The organism is Streptomyces sp. NPDC059695, from assembly GCF_042733785.1.
Lineage (GTDB): Bacteria > Actinomycetota > Actinomycetes > Streptomycetales > Streptomycetaceae > Streptomyces.
This window is the reverse complement of the sequence record NZ_JBHWFF010000001.1, coordinates 225,180-243,208: the sequence shown is the minus strand read 5'-3', so window position 1 is coordinate 243,208 and position 18,029 is coordinate 225,180. Positions and strand designations below refer to the sequence as shown.

Annotated in this window: 17 protein-coding genes and 1 pseudogene; 10 read left to right on the top strand and 8 right to left on the bottom strand. The window is 74.0% G+C overall.

Annotation, left to right across the window (positions count from 1 at the left end):
• The first annotated feature begins 73 nt into the window (after positions 1–73).
• The 6 genes from ACFV2S_RS01095 (at position 74) to ACFV2S_RS01070 (ending at position 6,210) form a co-directional block, all read left to right on the top strand.
• Positions 74–712 carry a GNAT family N-acetyltransferase gene (locus tag ACFV2S_RS01095; protein ID WP_385552954.1) on the top strand — a complete coding sequence of 213 codons (639 nt, stop codon included), beginning with the start codon at positions 74–76 and terminating at the stop codon, positions 710–712.
• A 121-nt stretch (positions 713–833) separates the two neighbouring features.
• Positions 834–1,241 carry a YciI family protein gene (locus ACFV2S_RS01090; protein ID WP_383800832.1) on the top strand — a complete coding sequence of 136 codons (408 nt, stop codon included), beginning with the start codon at positions 834–836 and terminating at the stop codon, positions 1,239–1,241.
• Between the two features lie 8 nt (positions 1,242–1,249).
• On the top strand, positions 1,250–2,425 hold the full coding sequence (locus ACFV2S_RS01085) for an RNA polymerase sigma factor (RefSeq protein ID WP_385553565.1): 1,176 nt from the start codon (positions 1,250–1,252) through the stop codon (positions 2,423–2,425).
• A gap of 192 nt (positions 2,426–2,617) precedes the next feature.
• Entirely contained in the window at positions 2,618–3,817 is a 1,200-nt protein-coding gene (locus ACFV2S_RS01080; protein WP_385552951.1) for a S8 family serine peptidase, read from the top strand.
• A gap of 153 nt (positions 3,818–3,970) precedes the next feature.
• On the top strand, positions 3,971–5,608 hold the full coding sequence (locus tag ACFV2S_RS01075; protein ID WP_385552947.1) for a protein kinase: 1,638 nt from the start codon (positions 3,971–3,973) through the stop codon (positions 5,606–5,608).
• Positions 5,605–6,210, top strand: a complete 606-nt coding sequence (locus ACFV2S_RS01070) for a hypothetical protein (RefSeq protein ID WP_385552944.1) — start codon at positions 5,605–5,607, stop codon at positions 6,208–6,210. The genes ACFV2S_RS01075 and ACFV2S_RS01070 overlap by 4 nt, the downstream gene beginning before the upstream one ends.
• Positions 6,211–6,328: 118 nt before the next feature.
• Here the strand turns inward: ACFV2S_RS01070 and ACFV2S_RS01065 are convergent, their stop codons facing one another.
• Together ACFV2S_RS01065 and ACFV2S_RS01060 are read right to left on the bottom strand one after the other, a co-directional pair.
• Positions 6,329–7,810 (bottom strand): hypothetical protein, encoded by a 1,482-nt coding sequence (locus ACFV2S_RS01065; protein WP_385552941.1) that lies wholly within the window; start codon positions 7,808–7,810, stop codon positions 6,329–6,331.
• 54 nt (positions 7,811–7,864) lie between these two features.
• The gene (locus tag ACFV2S_RS01060; protein WP_385552938.1) at positions 7,865–9,133 is read right to left on the bottom strand and encodes an MFS transporter; all 1,269 of its coding nucleotides are present in this window, start codon (positions 9,131–9,133) and stop codon (positions 7,865–7,867) included.
• 39 nt (positions 9,134–9,172) lie between these two features.
• Here ACFV2S_RS01060 and ACFV2S_RS01055 point away from each other — a divergent pair, with 39 nt between their 5' ends.
• Together ACFV2S_RS01055 and ACFV2S_RS01050 are read left to right on the top strand one after the other, a co-directional pair.
• The gene (locus tag ACFV2S_RS01055) at positions 9,173–9,673 is read left to right on the top strand and encodes a MarR family winged helix-turn-helix transcriptional regulator (protein ID WP_385552935.1); all 501 of its coding nucleotides are present in this window, start codon (positions 9,173–9,175) and stop codon (positions 9,671–9,673) included.
• Between the two features lie 397 nt (positions 9,674–10,070).
• Positions 10,071–11,660 (top strand): TROVE domain-containing protein, encoded by a 1,590-nt coding sequence (locus tag ACFV2S_RS01050; protein ID WP_385553563.1) that lies wholly within the window; start codon positions 10,071–10,073, stop codon positions 11,658–11,660.
• Here ACFV2S_RS01050 and ACFV2S_RS01045 read toward each other — a convergent pair.
• Positions 11,638–13,185: a serine hydrolase gene (locus tag ACFV2S_RS01045; protein WP_385552932.1), complete on the bottom strand. Its 1,548-nt coding sequence runs from the start codon at positions 13,183–13,185 to the stop codon at positions 11,638–11,640. The two genes, ACFV2S_RS01050 and ACFV2S_RS01045, sit on opposite strands and share 23 nt — an antisense overlap.
• Before the next feature lie 161 nt (positions 13,186–13,346).
• Between ACFV2S_RS01045 and ACFV2S_RS01040 the strand changes: the two genes are divergently transcribed.
• On the top strand, positions 13,347–14,144 hold the full coding sequence (locus ACFV2S_RS01040) for a thymidylate synthase (RefSeq protein WP_385552929.1): 798 nt from the start codon (positions 13,347–13,349) through the stop codon (positions 14,142–14,144).
• Positions 14,141–14,656, top strand: coding sequence for a dihydrofolate reductase (locus tag ACFV2S_RS01035; protein ID WP_385552926.1), 516 nt, complete (start codon positions 14,141–14,143; stop codon positions 14,654–14,656). The genes ACFV2S_RS01040 and ACFV2S_RS01035 overlap by 4 nt, the downstream gene beginning before the upstream one ends.
• A gap of 18 nt (positions 14,657–14,674) precedes the next feature.
• Here the strand turns inward: ACFV2S_RS01035 and ACFV2S_RS01030 are convergent, their stop codons facing one another.
• The 5 genes and pseudogenes from ACFV2S_RS01030 to ACFV2S_RS01010 all read right to left on the bottom strand — a co-directional run.
• Positions 14,675–15,679, bottom strand: a complete 1,005-nt coding sequence (locus ACFV2S_RS01030; protein WP_385552923.1) for a MerR family transcriptional regulator — start codon at positions 15,677–15,679, stop codon at positions 14,675–14,677.
• Between the two features lie 96 nt (positions 15,680–15,775).
• Entirely contained in the window at positions 15,776–16,444 is a 669-nt protein-coding gene (locus tag ACFV2S_RS01025; RefSeq protein ID WP_385552920.1) for a HEAT repeat domain-containing protein, read from the bottom strand.
• A gap of 88 nt (positions 16,445–16,532) precedes the next feature.
• Complete coding sequence (locus ACFV2S_RS01020; RefSeq protein WP_383797568.1) at positions 16,533–17,060, bottom strand: NUDIX hydrolase family protein; 528 nt, start codon at positions 17,058–17,060, stop codon at positions 16,533–16,535.
• Positions 17,061–17,193: 133 nt separating this feature from the next.
• Positions 17,194–17,577, bottom strand: coding sequence for a VOC family protein (locus ACFV2S_RS01015; protein ID WP_385552917.1), 384 nt, complete (start codon positions 17,575–17,577; stop codon positions 17,194–17,196).
• A 75-nt stretch (positions 17,578–17,652) separates the two neighbouring features.
• Positions 17,653–18,029, bottom strand: a pseudogene (locus ACFV2S_RS01010) (peptidoglycan-binding protein); the annotation flags it as partial.

Below are 18,029 nucleotides of genomic sequence, written 5' to 3'. Positions count from 1 at the left end.
CCACCGTCCCACCGGTCCCGCGGGCCGGTGAAATTCCCTGCGGGAGCGCTCCCAGAATGGCAGGGTGCACCGGGTGACGACCGCACCCGAACCCGTATCCGACCCGTTCATCCGCCCCTACCGCCCCTCGGACCGCGCCGCGCTCGGCGACATCTGCGTCAGGACGGCGCACCAGGGCGGGGACGCGTCGCTCCTGTACCCCGACCCGGAGCTGCTGCCGGCGATCTTCGCCTACCCGTACGTCGAGTTCGAACCCGGCTTCGCCTTCGTCCTGGACGACGGCTCCGGCCGGGCCGTCGGCTACGTCCTGGGCGTTCCCGACACGGCCGCCTTCGCAGGAAGGTTCCGCGCCGAATGGCTGCCCCGGGTGACGGACCGCTACCCGGCACCCGCCGGACCGGCCCGCACGCCGGCCGACGAGATGAGCGGACTGCTGCACACGCCCGAGCGGATGGTCCGCGAGGAGCTGACCGCCTTCCCCGCGCACCTCCACATCGACCTGCTGCCCGCCTGGCAGGGCCGCGGGTACGGCCGCGCCCTCGTCGGGACCCTCCTGGAGGCCCTGCTGCGGCACGGCGTCCCGGCCGTGCACCTCTGCATGGCCCGGGCGAACACCCCGGCCCGGGCGTTCTACGACCGCCTGGGGTTCCGGCTCCTGACGGTCGACGACCCCGGACCCGTCTGGTATCTGGGGAGGCCCACGACCCCCTGACCGGGCGGGGCCGGGAAGACGCCGGAAAAAAGTCCGCCGGTGATGTCGAGAAGCCGTGGCCTGCTCCGTCCCCGGTGTGAGAGCGACCAGAATGGGCCGCACCAGCACCGAGGAGAAGACCATGGCGAAGTACCTGCTGCTGAAGCACTACCGCGGCGCCCCGGCTCCGGCGAACGACGTTCCGATGGACCGGTGGACGCCCGAGGAGATCACGGCTCACGTGGCGTACATGAACGACTTCGCGGCCCGCCTGGAGAAGACCGGCGAGTTCGTGGACGGCCAGGCGCTGGCCCCGGAGGGGACCTGGGTCCGCTACGACGGCGAGGGCCGCCCGCCGGTCACCGACGGTCCCTTCGCCGAGACCAAGGACCTCATCGCCGGCTGGATGGTGATCGACGTCGACGACTACGAGCGCGCCGTCGAACTGGCCGGGGAACTGTCGGCCGCCCCCGGCGCCGGAGGGAAGCCGATCCACGAGTGGCTGGAGCTGCGCCCGTTCCTGAGCGCGCACCCCACGGTCACGGAGTGACCGTTCCCATGGACGAGGCCCTGCTCCGGAGCCTCACCCCGGGCGTCCTCGCCGTCCTCGTCCGCCGCGGAGCCGACTTCGCGGCGGCCGAGGACGCCGTCCAGGACGCCCTGGTCGAGGCGGTCCGTGTCTGGCCGGACGACCCGCCCCGGGACGCGAAGGGCTGGCTGGTCACCGTGGCCTGGCGCAGGTTCCTGGACGCGGCCCGGGCCGACACGGCCCGCCGCCGGCGCGAGGACCTCGTCGACGAGGAACCGGCGCCCGGGCCCGCGTCCGGGGCCGACGACTCGCTCCAACTGTACTTCCTGTGCGCCCACCCCTCGCTGACGCCGTCGTCGGCCGTCGCGCTCACCCTGCGCGCGGTCGGCGGGCTGACCACCCGCCAGATCGCCCAGGCCTATCTGGTGCCCGAGGCGACCATGGCGCAGCGCATCAGCCGGGCCAAGCGCACCGTCTCCGGCGCGCGCCTCGACCGCCCCGGCGACGTCGCGACCGTCCTGCGCGTCCTCTACCTGGTCTTCAACGAGGGTTACTCCGGCGACGTCGACCTCGCCGCCGAGGCCATCCGGCTCACCCGGCAGCTCGCGGCGGCGATCGACCACCCGGAGGTGGCGGGACTCCTCGCCCTGATGCTGCTCCACCACGCCCGGCGCGCCGCCCGGACCGCGCCCGACGGCACTCTGGTGCCGCTCGCCGAGCAGGACCGGGGGCGCTGGGACACCGGGGCGATCGCCGAGGGCGTCGAGATCCTGCAGGCGGCCCTGGCCCGCGACCGCCTCGGCGAGTTCCAGGCACAGGCCGCCGTCGCGGCGCTGCACGCCGACGCGCCCACGGCCGCGGAGACCGACTGGGTGCAGATCGTCGAGTGGTACGACGAGCTCACGCGCCTGACGGACAGTCCGGTCGTCCGCCTCAACCGCGCGGTCGCGGTCGGCGAGGCCGACGGGCCGCGCGCCGGGCTGGCGGCGCTCGCGGAGCTGGACGGCTCCCTGCCCCGGTACACGGCCGCCGCGGCGTACCTCCACGAACGCGCCGGCGACCTCGCGACGGCGGCGCACCTGTACGCCGAGGCGGCGACGAAGGCGACGGACGTCCCGGAACGCGACCACCTGACCCGTCAGGCCGCCCGCCTCAACACCCTGCTGCGCACCCGGCTGGACGCCCGGTGCGACGACCGCCCGTGAACGTGCGCATTTCACGGAGGAGTTCGCCGCACGGCGTGACCGACGTGAAGGGGATGCGGAGGGCTTATTAAGAAACCTTGCTGAATAACGCCTTACCCCTGGTTCGCACTTGATTTGCTCCTGCCAACCCGCACAGGGTTTCTCTCGAACGTTTGACGCCCCACACGTCAACACGAGGAGAGATCCCTTTTCATGGCAACTCACAAGCGATCCCGAGGACTTCGCAACGCGGCCATAGCCACAGGTGTGGCGGGCGCCGCAGCGGCGGCACTGCTCGCGGGCAACATCGCCGGGGCGGCCACCCCGGCCGAGGGCACCGTGTTCGGACTCGGCGCCCCGGGCGCCGTCGACGGCAGCTTCGTCGTCATCCTCGACGCATCCGCGAACAAGGCGGAGCTCGCGAAGAAGTACGGCGGCACGCTCCAGCGCTCGTACGGCTCGAAGGTCAACGGCTTCTCGGCATCGGGCCTGACCGTCCAGGAGGCCAAGCGGCTCGCCGCCGACCCCTCCGTCGGCACGGTCGTCCAGAACAAGCGCTTCAGCATCAACGAGACCCAGGAGAAGCCTCCGTCCTGGGGTCTGGACCGGATCGACCAGACCGAGACGGCCGCCGACGACAAGTACACCTATCCCGACGGCGGGGGAGAGGGAGTCACCGCGTACGTCATCGACACCGGCGTACGGATCACCCACCAGGACTTCGGCGGCCGCGCCGCCCACGGTTTCGACGCCGTGGACAACGACGACTCGGCCGACGACGGCAACGGCCACGGCACGCACGTGGCCGGCACCATCGCCGGCACCGCCCACGGCGTCGCCAAGAAGGCCAAGATCGTCGCCGTGCGGGTGCTCGACGACAACGGGTCCGGCACCACCGAACAGGTCGTCGCGGGCATCGACTGGGTGACGAAGAACCACTCCGGCCCCTCCGTCGCGAACATGAGCCTCGGCGGCGGCGCCGACGAGGCGCTCGACGCGGCGGTCCAGCGCGCCATCGCCTCCGGCGTGACCTTCGCGGTCGCCGCCGGCAACGAGTCCTCCGACGCCGGGCAGGGCTCGCCGTCCCGGGTGCCCGAGGCCCTCACGGTGGCGTCCAGCACCAAGGACGACGAGCAGTCGGACTTCTCCAACTTCGGTGCGGTGGTCGACCTGTACGCCCCGGGCTCGGACATCACGTCGGACTGGAACGACAGCGACACCGGCGTCAAGACGATCTCCGGCACGTCCATGGCCACGCCCCACGTGACCGGTGCCGCGGCCCTCTACCTGGCGGGCCACCCCGCCGCGACGCCCGCGGAGACGGCCGACGCGCTGACGGGGGCGGCCACCCCGGACGCCATCAAGAACGCCTCCTCCGGCACGGCGAACAAGCTGCTGAAGGTGACGCCGTAACCGCACCGCGCACCGGACGGCCCTCCACCACGGGTGGGGGGCCGTTCCCCTTTCCGCACGAGGGAGCGCCGTCCCCCTTCCGCGTGGAACCGGCCGTGGCGGGAATCTGTCCCTGTGGGGGAAGGCCGCCGCGGCGCCTAGGGGGGAACGGCGATGAACGCATGGGTCGTCCCGGGATACACGGAGTCCCGGGAACTGGGAGCGGGCGGCAGCGGACGGGTGGCGCTGGCCACCCACGACGCGACCGGCGTACCCGTGGCCGTGAAGTACCTGAGCGAGCGGCTCCGCTCGGACGAGACGTTCGTCCGTGGATTCCGCTCCGAAGCCCGGCTCCTCGGCGCCCTCGACACGCCCTACGTCGTGGGGCTCTACGAGTACGTCGAGGCGCCCCGGGGCGCGGCGATCGTGATGGAGCTGGTGGACGGCGTCGCGTTGCGCGCCCTCCTCGCCCGGGAGGGCGCGACCGGCCCCGAGGCGGCCCTCGCGGTCCTCAAGGGCTCGCTCCTCGGCCTGGCCGCCGCCCACCGGGCGGGTGTCGTCCACCGCGACTACAAGCCCGAGAACGTCCTCGTCGCCGCCGACGGCTCCTCCAAGCTGGTCGACTTCGGGATCGCGGCCGGACGGGACAGCCGCCCCGGCATCGCCGGTACGCCCGCCTACATGGCGCCCGAGCAGTGGAACGGCGCTCCCGCCTCCCCGGCCGCCGACGTGTACGCGGCGACCGCGACGTTCTTCGAGTGCCTGACGGGCCGCAAGCCCTTCGCGGGCGACAACTTCGCCGAACTCGCCCTCCAGCACCTGGAGGCACCCGTGCCCGACGCGGAGGCACCGGAGCCACTGCGACCGCTGATCCGGCGCGGCCTCGCCAAGGCCCCGGGCGAACGTCCCGAGAACGCCGAGGCGTTCGTCGGCGAACTGGAGTCGGCCGCCACCGCCGCGTACGGGCCGGACTGGGAGGAACGGGGCCGGGGCCGGCTCGCGGCCCTGGCGGCGCTCCTGCCCCTGCTCTTCCCCTCCTCCGGCGGCACCGCCCAGGGCACGACCGCGCTCGCCACGACGACGCTGCCCCGACCGCCCGCACGGCGCCTGCGACGTCGGCTCCCGCAGGGGCTGCCCGCGGGGGCGGCCGCCCTCCTCCTGGCACTGCTGCTCGCGCTCGCCGCCCGGGCCGGGGGAGCGGAGCCGGACGCGGACGAGGCGGCGCAGGCCTTCGCGACGACGAACACGACGCGGAGCGCGAGCCCGCCGGCCCCGACCCCGGAGGCGCCGAGCAGCTCACCGCCCACGACCGAGCCGTCCCCCGAGGCCCCGACGACCGCCGCGCCCCCACCGTCCACGACCGAGCCGACGCCTCCGCCCACCACGGCACCCACAACACCGCCCACGACTACCACACCACCCACCACCCCACCTCCCACCAGTGCGCCCCCCACCACCACACCCCCGGCGTCGCCGACCCGGCCACCGGTCGCCGTCACGGCGGTGTCGGTCACGAGCCTGCGTCAGACCGGGCCGACCACGGCCGAGGCCACCGTCGAGATCACGACGGACGGAACGGGACCGGTGACGCTGCTCGTCGAGTGGTTCACCGGCGACGAGAAGGGCGCGCCGGGCACGCCGGACGGCTCGGAGACCGTGAGGCGCGAAGGAGCCGACCACTACACCGTGACGCTCACGCACCTCGTCCAGGGCGGCGGCTGCTACTGGGGAGCACGTGCGACCACGGACCCGGCCGCCCCGAACGGCGGCTCCCTCCAGCAGATCTTCATCAGGCGGTGTGTGATCACGTGAACGACGACGCCTACAGCGCCACGGAACTCGGCAGCCACTGGTTCGAGGGCCCGACGCCGGACCCGACGCCCGAACGCGTGGAGGGCGACGTCCTGCGCTTCGGCCCGGGGGTGACCGCGGCCGCCGCACGGCGCGCCGCGAACACCCCGACGGCGGCCCAGATCTGGCACGGCACCCTGCCCGGCTCCGCACCGGCCCGTCCGCGCCGCTCCCGCCGGGCGCTCCGGTACGTCCCCGCCGCGCTGATCCTCCTCGTCGCCCTGGCGCTGCTCGACTGGCGCGCGTACGGCCCCCGGGTCGCGGTACGCGACGTCACGGTCACCGCCCCCGAAGGCCGGCTCGGCTGCGACGGCACGGCGGACGTCCTGGCCGTCGTCCGCACCGACGGCCGGCCGGGCACCCTCACGTACCACTGGGAGCGCAGCGACGGCACCCGCTCGGCCCCTCTGCGCGAGACCGTCACCCGCGGCCGCGAGGAGGCCCGGCTGCACCTCCTGTGGACCTTCGAGGGCCGGGGCACGCATCACGCGACGGCCCGCCTGGTCCTCACGTCCCCCGCACCACGCACGGCCGAGGCCACCTTCACGTACCGCTGCGGCTGACGTGCGAGCCGTCGGCCCAGCAACTGGCTGGCGGGGTCCCGCAGGAAGGTCCCCCGGGTGCAGGCCTCGCACGACTCCGGTACGCGACAACGGGCCGGTTCCTCCCCGGAGGCACCCGTCACCGCACGAGCCCCGCCCGGTCGGCGATCCGCTGCATCAGGCTTTCCGGCAGTGCCGGGTTCTCCGCGGCCGCGCGGGCGAGTTCCCTGTCCGGGGCTTCGAGCAGCGACTCCAGGGCCCGCACCGGGAGGGCCGGGTGGACGGCCGCCTGCTGCCGTACGTCCGGGGCGTCCGCCGCCAGGCACAGGAGGAGCGTCTCCGGGCGCGCGGACGGGTGGCGGGCGACATCGCGCAGGGCGCGGCGCCCGACGGCGGGATGGGTCGCCACCCGGTGCAGCAGCGCGGCGGGGCAGCCGGGGTGGCGGGCGACGGCGCCGAGGACGGGCGGTCCGTGCCGCTCCACCAGGGCGGCGAGCTGCCCGGGGGTCAGGTCCGGGCGGGCGGAGATCCGCCGGGCCACGCCGGGGTCCGGGTCCACGAGGAGCCGTGCGACGAGCGCGGCGGGCAAGAGCGTGCGGGCGGCGACGAGGGCTCGGACCTGTGCCACGCGACTCCTGGCCAGGGCGTGCAGTTCGGCGTCCGTGGCGGATGCGATCCGCGGCGCGGGCTCGTCGGGCAGGCGTTGGCGGGTGGCGACGGTGACGAGCAGGTCGAGCGGGACGGCCGGGTTCTCGGCGACGGCGCGGCGCACGTCCGGATCCGGGTCGGAGGCGAGCGCGCGCACCAGGGGTTCGGGGGCGGCAGGGTTGGCGGCGACCGTGGCGCGGACATCGGCGGTGGGGTGCTCGGCGAGCCGTTCGAGGAACCAGGGCGGCAGGTCGGTACGGGCCGCGAACGTCGCGACCGGCCTCCACTCGGGAGCGTCCAGGAACGCGACGAGCCCCTCCGGCGGCACCGCCGGATGCGCGGCTGCCGTCAGCCGGACCCGCCGGATGCCGGCCGTGTGGTCCGGGCAGGCCGTGTCGCGGCGGTGGCAGGCGCCGCAGCGGGTCGGGGCCGGGTCGCCGCCGTCTGCGAGGAGCGCGGAGAGCACTGCGGCCGGTGCGTTCTCGTTGTCGGCGACGGCCGCTCGTACGACGGTGCTGGGGTGGAGGGCCAGTCCGGGGAACAGCGCGCCCGGGAGGCGCGGGTTCCCGGCGGCGGCCGCCACGACCCGGGCGTCCGTGTCGTGCGCGAGCGCCGCGAGGACCTCGGGCGGCGCCTCGGGCTCGTACGCCACCTCCTGCCGGACCTCGGGGTCGGGGTCGGTGGTGGCCTCCCACCAGACGGAGGGCGGGGCCACGCCGCCGACCACGGAGTGCAGCGCACGGCCGGGATGGTCCTCGGGGACGTCGTGCCACGGAACCCGTCCTCCGCACACCAGATACGAGGTGAGCGCCGGGTCCCCGACGGCGAGGAGCGAAACGACCTGAGCGGGGGTCAGCACCTCGCGCCCGGCCAGCGCGGACAGGACGTCCTCGTCGCCGTCGGCCACCAGAAGGGCGAACAGGCCCGTGGTCAGCGCCGGATTCCCGGCGAGACCCGGCAGTACGTCGCGCACCTGCACCTCCCCGTCACACGCGAGGCAACAGCACCGGCGGCCGGTGCGTCCACCTCATTTCGTCGGCGTCCCGGCGACCCCGCCGTTCGTGTGCGCGGGCAGCGAGCGTTCCGCGCACAGGAGGATCGCCGCGCCGCTCAGGACGAGGAGGGCCAGGACCGGCCACAGGTGCCACGGGCCCGCGTCGAGGAGGAAGCCCAGGAGCATCGGGGCGACGGTGCGGCAGACCGACCAGGACAGCTGGTACACCGAAAGGTAGCGGCCCCGCAGGTGGTCGGGGGCCGCCTGGACGGAGAGGCTCTGCGCCGGGGCGGAGTGCACGAGTTCGCCGGCCGTGTAGAGCGCGGCGACCGCCAGGACGGCGACGAGGGCGTCCGCGCCGTGGACCAGGTCCGGGAGGACGGCGAACGCGGCGAACGAGAGGGCGAACGTCGCCGCGCCCAGTGCGGCCCTACGGGTCCGTCTGGCGCGCGCGGTCAGCCGGGCGGCGGGGACGCCGAGGGCGGCGACCAGGACGGTGTTGACCGCGAACACGGTTCCTGCCAGGGCGTCGGGCATGCCGACGTCCCGGGTGAGGAAGACCGGCAGGGCCATGGCCTGCGCGGTGTAGCCGAAGGCGACGAGGAAGTTGGCCGTCGTGAGGAGGAGGTACGGCCGGTCCGCCAGGACGCGCCGGTAACCGCCGCGCGTGTCGTGGGGCGTGGCGACGCCGCGGACCGGGGGGATCCGGGCGACCAGGACGGCGGCCGCGGCGAAGACCGCCGCCAGGGCTTCGGCGGCGACGGCGAAGCCGGTGGTGCCGTTCCACGCGAGCATGCCGGCGGCGGCGAGGCTGCCGCAGCCCATCCCGGCGTTGCGCAGGCTCCGGTCCCAGGCCAGGAGCCGGTCGCGTTCGGCACCCCGGGCGAGGTCGCCGATGAGCGACTGCTGGCTCGGCGACGACGCCCACATCCCCACCGCCACCACGAGCGCGATCGTCAGGAAGGCGGGGTAGGAGTCGGCGAACGGGTATGCGGCGAAGCCGACCGCCCGCAGCGCGAGCACGGCGATGAGCACGCGGCGGCCGCCGAACCGGTCGATCAGGATGCCCGCGGCGGGCATGAAGGCCAGGGCGCTGAGCCCGGCGACCGTGAGCCCCGTGCCGATCGCGGTGAGGGAGAGGCCGGTGAGCCCGTGGACGAACAGCATGGTCAGCGGCACGTAGATGCCGTCGCCGATCGACGTGGCGAGACTGGAGGCGATGAGACGGCGGCGCGCGGGAACGCCGGTGACGGAGGGGGCGACGGCTCCTGGAGTGGCCTCGAGGACGCTGGTATCTTCCACGGAAGATAATTTATCATCCGTGGAAGATAGAGTGAAGAGATGCAGCCCGACGCCATTGCGGCCATCGTCGACCAGTGGAAACGAGAGCGCCCCGACCTGGACGCGTCGCCGATGTTCGTCATCGGCCGGCTCTTCCGGCTCACCCAGGCGCTCGACCGGCGGCTGCGCCCGCCCTTCGCCGAAGCGGGCCTGGGAAGCGGGGACTTCGACCTCCTCGCGGCGCTGAGGAGGGCCGGAGCGCCCTACGCCCTGTCCGCGGGCGAGCTCAGCCGCACCGTCCTCGTCACCACCGGCGCCATCACCAAGCGCGTCGACCGGCTCGAAGCCCGCGGCCTCGTCGCCAGGACCGTGGACGAGGCCGACTCGCGCGGGCGCCTCATCAGCCTCACCCCCGAGGGTGTCGCCCTGACGGACGAGCTGATCGCCGTCCACCTGGACAACCAGCGCCGCCTCCTCGCCGGTCTCGACGGCGACGAGCAGGCGCAACTCGCCCGCCTGCTGGAGCGGTTGGCCCTCACCTCGACGGCGGAGGAGGACTGATCCGCGTCACGGTCACCCGCAGGCCACCCTCCGGACGTGCACGCGGGACGAGCCGGCCGCCGTGCGCGCGTTGTGCGCGATCGCGTTGTCGCCGCGGCGCGGGGAGCCCCGACCCGCGTTAATCGCTGGTGCGCGCGGAGGCGGGTCTTGTACGTTGGCGTCGCGACCGCGCCTCCGATGCGCTCGGCTGCGGCTACTTCTTCCGAAATCCAAGTGACGCCGCCGCCTTCCTGGATCTCGGCAGGCGCGGGCGCTCTCCCGCCCCGACCGGCCCTGGTGCCGGGGGCGTTCGTTCGTTCGAATCCGGGGGGATTCACTGCCTCGTCACACCCCGCGCGTCTCCAAGATGTGGTCCGGCATGCTCGTGGCCCCACAGGTCCTCGCGACCGCCCGCTCCATGCCCCCGTCGGTCCCACGGCCCCGTCCCGCGCCCGGCATGCCGTACCCCCGCACCCACGCGGGCGGCCCGGCCTTCGTCCGGGAGCCCCGCGACGAGCTCTTCCTCCTCGCCGCCGGCAACCTCGTCTCCCAGCAGACCTTCTACGAGAGCGGGGCGGAGCGCGACGCGCGGTACGTCCGCCTCGTCGGCGAACTCGCCGTCCAGGACCCCGAGTGGACGGCCGGTCTGCTGCGCTGGCTCCGCGGCGAGGGCAACATGCGCACGGCGTCCCTGGTGGGCGCCGCCGCGTACGTCCGGGCCCGGCTCCGTGCCGGGGCGACCGGCGGCCCCGGCAACCGGTCCGTGATCGACTCCGTGCTCCGGCGCGCCGACGAGCCCGGCGAACTGCTCGCCCACTGGATCGCGGCGTACGGGCGGAACGTGCCGCAGCCCGTGAAGCGCGGCGTTGCCGACGGCGTACGGAGGCTGTACACGTCCCGTGCCCTGCTCAAGTACGACACCGCCTCCCGGGACGTCCGCTTCGGCGACGTGCTCAACCTGGTGCACGCCACGCCCGACCCCGACAAGCCCTGGCAGGGGCCGCTCTTCCGGTACGTCCTGGACCGCCGCCACCACCCGGAGCGGGCCGTCCCTCCGGCCTCCGACCGGCTGCTGACCGCCCACCGGGCGCTCATGGAGACGCCGCCGGACGAGCGGCGGGCTCTGGTGACGGGGCCGGGCGGCTCCGAACGCCTCGCCGCGGCGGGCCTGACGTGGGAGGCCCTGGCGGGCTGGCTCCACGGTCCGATGGACGCCGCCGTCTGGGAGGCGGTGATCCCCGCGATGGGGTCGACGGCCCTCCTGCGGAACCTGCGGAACTTCGACGAGGCGGGGGTCTCCGACGAGGTCGCGGCGCGGGTCGCCGGGCGCCTCTCGGACGCCGAGGAGGTCGCCGGGGCCCGGCAGTTCCCCTTCCGCTACCTGGCGGCCCACCGGCACGCGCCGTCGCCGCGCTGGGCGGCCCCCCTGGAGCGGGCCCTGGACCACTCCCTCGCCAACGTGCCGGCCCTGCCCGGGCGGACCCTGATCCTGGTGGACCGGTCCGACTCCATGTTCTGGGACAAGGTCTCGGAGCGGTCCCGGCTGACGCGCGCGGACGCGGCGGCCGTGTTCGGCACCGCGCTGGCCGTCCGGGCGGAGCAGGCGGATCTCGTGGAGTTCGGCTGGGGCAGCGCGGCGGTGGTGTTCGCACGGGACGAGCCCGTCCTCGAAGTGCTGAAACGCTTCCGCAGCATGGGAGGCACGTACACGGCGAAGGCGGTGCGCAAGCACTACCGGGACCACGACCGCGTCCTCATCGTGACCGACGAGCAGACCGCCGCGTACGAGCGGGCCGGGGCGACCGACCCCGTCCCCGCCGCCGTCCCGGTCTACACGTGGAACCTGGCGGGATACCACCCCGCCCACAGCCCCCAGGGCCCCCACCGCCACACCTTCGGCGGCCTCACGGACGCGGCGTTCCGCATGGTCGGGCTCATCGAGGCGGGCCGCGGGGCGACGTGGCCGTGGACACCGGAGTCGCAGGTCAGGAGCCGCCCGACCGGGTGAAGGTGCCCAGGCCCTCCGTGTTCAGGTACTCCACCGTGAACGACTTCCCGTCCGGGGTGAACGTGACCCCGGTCAGGCCCACGGCGTTCTCGCCGGCCGTCGGGAAGCTGAACGTGTCGCCGTCGTAGTGCGTGAGCCGGTACGACTGCGGCTTCGGCCCCAGCTGGAGCGTCAGGGCGCCGTCCGCGCCGGCGACGACCTTCGCGCGCCCGTAGTAGTCGCTCTCGTACGTGCCCGCGTACGCGTCGGCCGGCCGCGCGGGCGTCGCGCCGGACGGCGGGTGGGCGTAGTCCGTCTTCGACCGGCCCTCGTCCGCCTGCTGCTGGTACAGCGCGTCCACGAGGGGGATCCAGTCGCGGCTGATCTTCCCGGTCTGCGCGATGTCGAAGAAGTCCAGTGCGACGGCGTCGGCCACGCCGACCGGAGCGGTGTTGGTCAGCACGACGATGCCGAGCTGTTCGCCGGGCAGCATCGTCACGTTCGTGTGCGCGCCCTCCGCGAACGCGCCCGTGTGCGAGAGCCTCAGCCGGCCCTCGTCGTCGTAACTCACGTTCCAGCCGAGGCCGTAGAAACCGGTCCGCCCGGCCGGGGCGTGGGGCGGACTCGCGACCGACTCGGGCCAGTGCGTGCGCTCCAGGGCGTCGGCGGCCACGATCCGCCGGCCGTCGAGGGTGCCGTCACCGAGCTGCAGCTTCAGCCACGTCGCCATGTCACGGGCGCTGGAGCTGACGCCGCCGGCGGGGGACTGGGCGTCGGGGTCACGGACGAACGCGGCCTTCCAGGAGCCGTCGACCTCGACGTGCCCCCAGGCCCGGTCGGAGGCCTTCGCGTAGTCCTCGAAGCGCGAACTGGTCGAGTTCATGCCGGCCGGCCGGTACAGCGTGTCCGCCGCGAGCTTCTCCCAGGGCACCCCCTTCTCGTCGGCGACCGCCTGGGCGGCGGCCGTCAGACCGAAGTTGGTGTACGCGTAGCTCGCGCGGAAGGGGGCGAGGGGCTCGTACCGCAGGTGCGACAGGATGTACGCGCGGTCGTATCCGAGGTCCTCCAGCAGGTCCCCCGCGTGGTCCGGCAGGCCACTGCGGTGCGAGAACAGGTCGGCGACCGTCACGTGGGAGGTGACCCACGGATCCTTGAGGGCGAAGTCCGGCAGGTTCGGGGCCACCGGACGCGTCCAGCCCTCCGTGCCGACGGCTCCGGCGACGACGGTCGAGGCGATCGGCTTCGACACGGAGGCGAGCTGGAAGACGGTGTCGGCGTCGACGGCGGCGCTCTCGCCCGCCTTCCGCACGCCGTACCCCTTGAGGTGGATCACCTTGCCGTCGTGCACCACGGCCACGGCGACGCCCGGCACCCCGGTCCGTTTCATCGCCTGCTCGACCACGCCGTCGAGCCGGTCGACGGCGCGCTGCACGTCCGCGTCGTCGAGCTGGGGCGGCGGCTGGGCGGGAGGCGGCGTGGGTCCGGGTGCCGCGGCTCCGACCAGCGCCGCCAGTCCTGCGGCGGCAAGCCATCGCACGGTGCTCATCCCTCCATTCAACGGCCTGCGCCGACGCCTGTCGCGCGCTGCGGGCCCGGCCCGGCCTGCGGGCCCTCCCGGCGCCGGGGCGACGCCGACGAGACGCCCCGCACCCCTGTGACCAGCGGGCAGGGCACCCGTCGGCGGCCGCGAGGGTAGACTCGGCGACCGTGGCGGATACCCAGTACGAAGACCTTTTGAAGATGGTGCTCACCCAGGGGACGGCGAAGGCCGACCGGACGGGCACAGGCACCCGGAGTGTCTTCGGGCACCAGCTCCGCTACGACCTCTCACAGGGGTTCCCGCTGGTCACCACCAAGAAGGTGCACCTCAAGTCCATCGTGTACGAGCTCCTGTGGTTCCTCCGCGGCGACTCCAACGTGGGCTGGCTCCAGGAGAACGGCGTCAGCATCTGGGACGAGTGGGCCGACGAGCAGGGCGAGCTCGGCCCGGTCTACGGCGTGCAGTGGCGCTCCTGGCCCACGCCCGACGGCCGGCACATCGACCAGATCACCGAGGTCCTCGACACGCTGCGCCGCGACCCGGACTCGCGTCGCATGATCGTGTCCGCCTGGAACGTCGCCGAGCTGGAGCGGATGGCGCTCGCCCCCTGCCACGCCTTCTTCCAGTTCTACGTCGCCGACGGCAGGCTCTCCTGCCAGCTCTACCAGCGCAGCGCGGACCTGTTCCTCGGCGTCCCGTTCAACATCGCCAGCTACGCCCTGCTCACCCACATGGTGGCGCAGCAGGTCGGACTGGAGCCCGGTGACTTCATCTGGACCGGCGGCGACTGCCACATCTACGACAACCACGTGGAGCAGGTGACCGAGCAGCTCTCCCGCACCCCGTACCGCTTCCCCGAGCTGAAGCTGCACAAGGCCGACTCGCTGTTCGACTACGCCTACGCCGACGTCGAGGTCGTGGGATACGAGCACCACCCGGCCATCAAGGCCCCGGTCGCCGTATGAGCACCGGTGCGAGCGTCGGGCTCATCTGGGCGCAGACCCCCGACGGCGTGATCGGCGCGGGCAACACCATCCCGTGGCGCCTCCCCGAGGACATGGCGCACTTCAAGGCGACCACCCTCGGCCACCCCGTGATCATGGGCCGCAGGACCTGGGACTCGCTGCCCCCGCGCTTCCGTCCCCTCACGGGCCGGCGCAACATCGTGGTCACCCGGGACGCCGGGTGGGCGGCCGAGGGAGCGGAGCGCGCGGGCTCCATCGACGCGGCGCTCGACCTGGCCGCCGGGTCGCCGGAGCAGGGCGGCGCGGTCGCCTGGGTGATGGGCGGCGGCGAGATCTACCGCGCCGCGCTGCCCCGCGCCACGACCCTCTCGGTGACGGAGGTCGACACCGAGGTGGCGGGCGACACGTACGCCCCGGCCGTCGGCGCCGACTGGCACATCGCCGAGGACTCCGGCTGGCGGGACTCCACGACCGGCCTGCGCTACCGCATCCGCCGCTACACCCGCCCGTAGCGGGTCGCCCCGGGCCCGTCAGCGCGCTTCGCGTATCCCGAGGATGTACGCGGCGGTCAGCGCGACCGCGCGGTCCCCGTCGTGGGACAGCTCCGTGAGCGCGCGGGACGCCATGGCTCCCGGGATGTCCGCGAGGGCCTGCGCCAGACGTCGGCGCGCCGCCGCTCGTGTCGTGGCACCGGCGAGCCGGTCGACCAGCAGGCCGGTGATCCGGTCCGCGAGCGCGGGGCGGCTCGCCAGCGTGCTGAGCGCGTCCGCCGCGTCGACGTCGTTCACCTCCTCGACGATCATGTCGATGAGCGTGGGGACCCCGTCGGCCACGCCGCGCGCCCCGAGCTCCAGGGCGGCGTAGCGGCGGACCACGACGTCCGGGGCCGCGACGGCCTCGCGCAGCAGGGCGGTCGCCTCGTCGCCCGGGATCTCGGCGACCGACCGGACCGCCCGCTTCCGCACCTCGGCCACCGGTGAGCCCAGGCCGTGCGCGAGCAGCGGGAGCGGGGCGGCGCCCGACCGGGCCAGCGCCCAGCGGAGCGCTCCCGCGACACTCGGATCCGTCTCGCTCAGCACCGCCTCGACGAGTGCCTCCACCGGCACCGGAGCCTCGTCGGCCGAGGACAGGGCCGCGCGCTGGCGCGTCTCGGGGCTCTGCGACCCCAGCGCCTGGAGGAGGGCGACGATCTGGAGGACGTCCCGCCAGCCGGCCGGTTCGGCCGAACCGATCCGGCGCAGCCGGGTGAGCAGCTCGGTCTCGGCGGCGATGCGCTCGCGGGTCTGCCGGATGAGATCGTCGACGAGCTCCGAGGCGGCGAAGCCGGGCTCGTCGAGCGCCCGCCCGACCTCGCGCAGCGAGAGGCCGAGGGACCGCAGGCTCTCGATGTGGAAGATGCGCCGGATGTCCTCCTCCGCGTACTCCCGGTAGCCCGCCCCGGTGCGCACCGTCGGCCGCACCAGGCCCAGCGACTCGTAGTGCCGGAGCATGCGGGCACTGACCCCCGAGTGCCGCGCCACCTCACCGATCAACACGGATCGTCACACCTCCGGGCCGATGAACACGGATCGTCATTCCACCGGGTGGGTCGACGCGAGTCGTCGCTCCTCCGGGTCGGTCGACGAGGGTCGTCATTCCTCCTGGCCCCCTGGACCGAGGGCCACGATCCGCTTCGCCTCCTCCAGGGCGAAGTCGAATCCGGCGTCCGGATCGCGGGAGAGCTTCTCCGTGGCGATCGCGTGCCGGCGCACGCCGGGCCGGGGGTCCGTCGTCGCGGCGCCCACGGCCGCCGTCATCGCGTCGCCGAGCGCGATCAGCGCCCGGCTGAGGCTCAGCCGGGTCTCGCGCCCGCCCCGGCCGAGCTGGGTGGCCAGGACTCCGGCCAGGGCGGACTCCTCGCCCTCGGGTACGAGGACCACCGCCGCGCGCCAGGCGCTCCGTGCCACGTCGTCGTCGGCGTCGGTGATGAGCTCCGCCGTGATCGCGGGCCAGGCCAGCGGGTCCCCGATCTTGGACAGGGTGTGCAGGGCCTGGCTCCGTGCCTGGGCGTGCGCCGAGCGGAGCTCGCCGAGGAGCGGGGGGAGCGTCAGTGCCGACGCGTGACGCGTGAGCGCCCAGGTGAGCATCTCGCGGACCTGGAAGTCGGGCTCGACCGCGCAGCGCCCGACGAGCTCGTCGACGCACCGGGGGTCGGGGGCCGTGCCGACCGCCAGCGCGGCCCGCAGGCGCACCGACGAGCTGTCGCTCGTCAGCCCCCGCAGGGCTCGCACCACGTTCGTCTCCTCGTTCGCCATGGTCATGGGGACCACCTCCTCGGCGACAGTGAAGACCTTGTCACGGTGTCAAGGTCAAGCGCGCCGCCGGGGCGCCGTGCGGGGGAGCGGGCGGTCAGTAGGCGTGCCCGACGTGGGCGAGGGCCTGCTTGAGGAGATGTCCCTGGCCGCCGGGCATCTCGTTCTGCACGGCGGGGGAGGCGGCCTCCTGCGGGCTGAACCAGACCAGGTCGAGGGCGTCCTGCCGCGGACGGCAGTCGCCGGTGACCGGGACGACGTAGGCGAGGGACACGGCGTGCTGGCGCGGGTCGTGGAAGGGGGTGATGCCGGCCGTGGGGAAGTACTCGGCGACGGTGAAGGGCTGGAGGGAGGCGGGGACGCGGGGGAGGGCGACCGGTCCGAGGTCCTTCTCCAGGTGGCGCAGCAGCGCGTCACGGACCCGCTCGTGGTGCATGACGCGGCCGGACACCAGGGTGCGGCTGATCGTTCCCTCCGCGCCGATCCGCAGGAGCAGTCCGATGCTGGTGACTTCGCCGCTGTCGTCCACGCGCACGGGGACGGCCTCGACGTACAGGATCGGCATCCGGGACCTGGCCGTGCCCAGTTCGTCCGAGGACAGCCAGCCGGGTGAGGTCTCAGTCATGTCAGACATCGCTTGATCATACTTTCCGGGCTGCGCTTCGGCCCAGGCCGCGTGTCTGCCGGCCGGGTGGAGTCGGGACGGCCGTCGTGGGCCCTCCCGCCCCTGGGAAGCGGGGACGGTGGTGCGGGGACGGTCAGAGGGGCTGGATGCGGGTCCGCAGCAGGTAGAACTCGTTGCCCTCGGGATCGGTCAGGACGTGCCAGCTCACGGAGTCGCCCTGGCCGATGTCGGCCGGTTCGGCGCCGAGGGCGAGCAGGCGCGCCAGTTCGGCCTCCTGGTCGCGGTCGGTGGGGTTGACGTCGATGTGCAGGGGCAGCTTCCCGCGCCGGGGGTCGCCGCTGGGGCTGAGGAGGAGGGTGGGCTGCGGTCCGCCGAAGTCGGCGCCGGGCGGCCCGATCTGGATGCCGCCGTCGTCCTCCCGGCCGATCTCGACGTATCCGAGGACCTCGCTCCAGAACGCGGCGAGCCGTTCGGGGTCGGCGCAGTCGAGGATCAGTTCAGTGATGCGGCATGCCATGGCGTGAGTCTACGCGCGGAGTCATGGTGACATGTCGTCAAGTACACGTATGAGGGCTCTGGTTGGCTGCGGGGTTTACCAGTCGTCCCAGTCGTCCGGGTCCGGCCGGGAGCCCCGGTCGTGGCGGCCGCCCCGGTCGGGCCGGTGGGTCTCGGCGTACAGGGCCGCGCGGGTCAGGGGGCCGAAGACGCCCGGCTGCTCCGGGATGTCACGGGCCTTCTGGAACCGGGTGAGGGCCACCTCCACGGAACCGCTGAACAGGCCGTCGGCCGATCCGAGGTACAGGTACAGCTGCTGGAGCCGGAGCTGGAGGTCCACGACGTCGGGTCCGGTACTGCCGAGCGACAGCAGGGACGAGTCCGTCCGCCCGGGCCGGGGCGAGCCGGGGGGGGGCGGCGGGGGGGGGGGCGCGGGGGGGGGGGCGGGGGCGGGCGGGGGGGGGGGGGGGGGCG